Annotated in this window: 3 protein-coding genes; 1 reads left to right on the forward strand and 2 read right to left on the reverse strand. The window is 64.7% G+C overall.

Annotation, left to right across the window (positions count from 1 at the left end):
• Positions 1 to 411: 411 nt before the first annotated feature.
• Positions 412 to 1,350 carry a metFprotein gene (locus FJ311_16125; GenBank protein MBM3952961.1) on the forward strand — a complete coding sequence of 313 codons (939 nt, stop codon included), beginning with the start codon at positions 412 to 414 and terminating at the stop codon, positions 1,348 to 1,350.
• 305 nt (positions 1,351 to 1,655) lie between these two features.
• Here the strand turns inward: FJ311_16125 and FJ311_16130 are convergent, their stop codons facing one another.
• Together FJ311_16130 and FJ311_16135 are read right to left on the reverse strand one after the other, a co-directional pair.
• Positions 1,656 to 1,904, reverse strand: coding sequence for a hypothetical protein (locus tag FJ311_16130; protein ID MBM3952962.1), 249 nt, complete (start codon positions 1,902 to 1,904; stop codon positions 1,656 to 1,658).
• An 83-nt stretch (positions 1,905 to 1,987) separates the two neighbouring features.
• Positions 1,988 to 3,151: DNA-processing protein DprA (locus FJ311_16135; GenBank protein MBM3952963.1), on the reverse strand; the 1,164-nt coding region annotated here is incomplete at its 5' end.

A 3,151-nucleotide genomic window follows, 5' to 3' on the forward strand; every position in this document is an offset into this window, starting at 1 on the left:
TTGAACGACCCGCAGAAAACGCACTTGCGGCCCCGCTCAAAGTTGGCCGCACACCCGAAAACCCTCGAACCCCCTATAACCATGCGCCTTTCCTCCTAGCACATGGTTACGAATCGCCCTAATTACCAACCGTTTTATCCGCGTGCCCGCGAGACGAAGATGAACGTCGTTCGGAACCATTCCTGTCAACCCCTCAAAAAAATCCATGATCCCATTTCAGGAAAATCGATGGAGCCGTCGACATCGGGGGGCGGACGAGAGCGGAAGAATGAACCATTGCGCGCGGCGCACGATCTCGCCGAACATGTTTCTCTGTTTTTGCTGCATGACTTCTCGTAACATCAAACTTCATGTGGCTATTTCCGCGGCGGCTTTCCGCGTGGCGAGACGGATAAACGATGGGGCGAGGCGATGATAATTGCAGAAGCATCTTCAAGAAAACACGTTTCGGATCCCGCAGAGCCGATCAGGAATTTGTGCGCGCAGTTTTCGCTCGAAACCACCCCGGCGACCGCGGCAAAGGTGAGCTCGTTTCGCGATATTTTGCGCGAAGGCACAAAAGTCTACATCGCTTTCCTGCCCGGATCGGACATCGCCGACACGGTCGCGACCACGATCCGGCTGTGCCGCGAGGGCTTCCGGTCCGTGCCCCATATCGCCGCGCGCAGCCTGCGCGATAGGAAGCAACTCGACGAAACCCTGCGCCGGATGGCGGGCGAAGCCGGAATCGACGAAGTGCTGTGCATCGGGGGCGGCGTGCCGAAACCGGTTGGCGATTTTTCCGATTCCATGCAAATGCTCGAAACCGGCCTGTTCGATCGATACGGCATCCGCCGCATCGGCGTTGCCGGCCATCCGGAGGGAAGCCCCGACATTTCGGATTCGGCGATCGCCTCGGCGCTGGCGTGGAAAAACGCGTTCGCCCAGCGTACCGGGGCGGAGTTGTACGTTTTGACCCAGTTCTGTTTCGAGGCGGCTCCCATTATTGCCTGGGACAGGAAAATCCGGGCGGCGGGCAACCGCCTGCCGATCCGCATCGGCGTTCCGGGACTGGCGACCATCAAGACCCTCGCGGCCTACGCGCGCGCGTGCGGCATCGGTGCGTCGGCGACATTCGTCCTCAAGCAAGCCAAGAACATCACCAAGCTGATGGCCCTGTCGACGCCCGACAAGCTGATCGCCGACTTGGCCGCCTATAAGGCGGCCGACCGCGACTGCGGCATCGTCGGATGCCACATGTATCCGTTCGGAGGACTGAAGAAGACGGCGGCCTGGGGCTATGCGGTCGCCGACGGAAAATTCGACCTCGACGGCAACGGCGGTTTCCGCGTGACCGCCGATCTTGCCTGATTCCGGCCTAGGACAGCGGTTTAGCGCCGCCCCGATGCCAACCGCGCGGCGTCGGGATGCCGCCGCGACCGGATCGGCGTCCCCATGCATTTGATTCAGGAAAGCCCCGATCCACGCCCACATGGCGTAATTTTCCCACTTGCGGCCCCAATAGCCGAGATTGGCGAGGCGAAGCGTCGGCACGGCGATCGCCTTGATCGCGAACAAGGGATGAAACCGGGCGGGACGCACATGGCTCGGGCCGAGGCGGACCGCGTTGATCAACAGACCGGCGGCGACGGCCAGAACCGAAGCGAGCGCGATCGTCACCCTCCAATCCAATCGGCGAGGTTGAGCAGTGCGCTCGCCAGCGTGCCGGCGACGAAGCCGACCGACACGCTGCTGGCGAGCCAAGCTGCCCGGCTATCGTCGAGGCCGTGGGTGGTTTTTAAGGTCGGCGCAACCGCCGAGGCGGAAAACCAGAGAGATAGGGCGAGCACCACGCAAGTCGTAAGCAAAATAACGGAGAACCATTTGCCGGGCGGCGGCGGGTCGTCCTGTGCGGTCGGTATCATCGGTTTACTCGAATCACGTCGATCCCTCGATGCGAAAAATTTCGAAATGGGGCGGGAGCGACCGGGGGCGGCTTAACCGGCCGTCATCCCGCCCGAACGCCGCCGGCGGCGGCGCGCACGGCGCCTTCGGCCACGGCACGCGCGATCCAACGGCGCGTCTGCTCGATTTCGATCCCGAAGTGCGCGGCGATTTCGGCCTCCGGGCGCGGGCCGGCGGCGGCGAACCGCCGGAGTTCGGCGACGAACGCCGCATAAAGGTCGAACGGGGCCGTCGCGGTCGGTCGGGACGGGCGCGGGCCGGCGGGCCGCGCCGCCGGGGCGGACCGGGGATCGGCCGCGTCCCGGCCCCCGGCCAGGGCGCGCGCGACGAAGAAGTCGCGCATGCCGGCGCAATCCTCCACATCCTGTCGCGTGATCGGCGCCAGGCCGAGATGAAGCAGGGCGAGATTGCCCGAGGGCATCACGTCGTCGGTACGGACCAAGGCCGGCACCCATCCTTCGTTGCGGTTTTCGTCGGCGCCCAGCCAGATACCGCCGGTTTGGCGCGTTTCAACGATGACGGCGACGTCCGATAGGGCATATTGGTACTTGTTGGCGCGAATGGCGTTCGCGACCTTGAAGCGCACCTCGGGCGAAAAGGGCGTCGCGAAGGCCATCATTCCCGCCGCCAAGGCCTCGCGATAGCGCTTGGCGGCAAGGGCTTTTTCCAGGCTGTCGGACAAAACGCAAACCACCTTCCCGTTGTTGGCGAGGGCGGCGCCCACGACCTCGCGGTCGGCGCCGCGCATGTCGCTGGAAATGACCGTCATGCCTTCCCGGCCGCAGCGGGCGCCGAGAAGGCGGGCGAACTCGAGGCCGCGGGGCGAACTGTCGCGCGAACCGACGACGCAAATCCCCCCGCCGTCGAGCAATTCGCGCGGGCCCGCGCCGAACAGGAGCGGGAGGGCGGCAAATCCGAGCCGTCGCCGGAGGCGGGATGGATAACCGGGATCGAATTGGCCGACGACCCATATGCCGAGACCGGCCCATCGCTCGCGCGCGCGGGCGAGATCGTCCGTTCGCCGCAGCAAGGCGCCGAGACGCTCGCACAACGGTGCGGTCTTGGCATAATTTCTGAAGGTCGATTTGGCGTCTTTGTGGAGAAGATCGCCCAGGGCGATCCGGCGCGCTTCCAGCCAGCGCGCGAAGTCGCGGAATTCCGACGGCGACAGCGGCTTCAATCCCTCGCGCGAGTCGCCGAAGCGTCC

Source organism: Rhodospirillales bacterium, assembly GCA_016872535.1.
Taxonomy (GTDB): domain Bacteria; phylum Pseudomonadota; class Alphaproteobacteria; order Rhodospirillales; family 2-12-FULL-67-15; genus 2-12-FULL-67-15.

Coding starts and splice junctions, on each gene's coding strand:
- FJ311_16125 (MBM3952961.1), top strand. CDS start 412: ATGATAATTGCAGAAGCATCTTCAAGAAAACACGTTTCGGATCCCGCA.
- FJ311_16130 (MBM3952962.1), bottom strand. CDS start 1,904: ATGATACCGACCGCACAGGACGACCCGCCGCCGCCCGGCAAATGGTTC.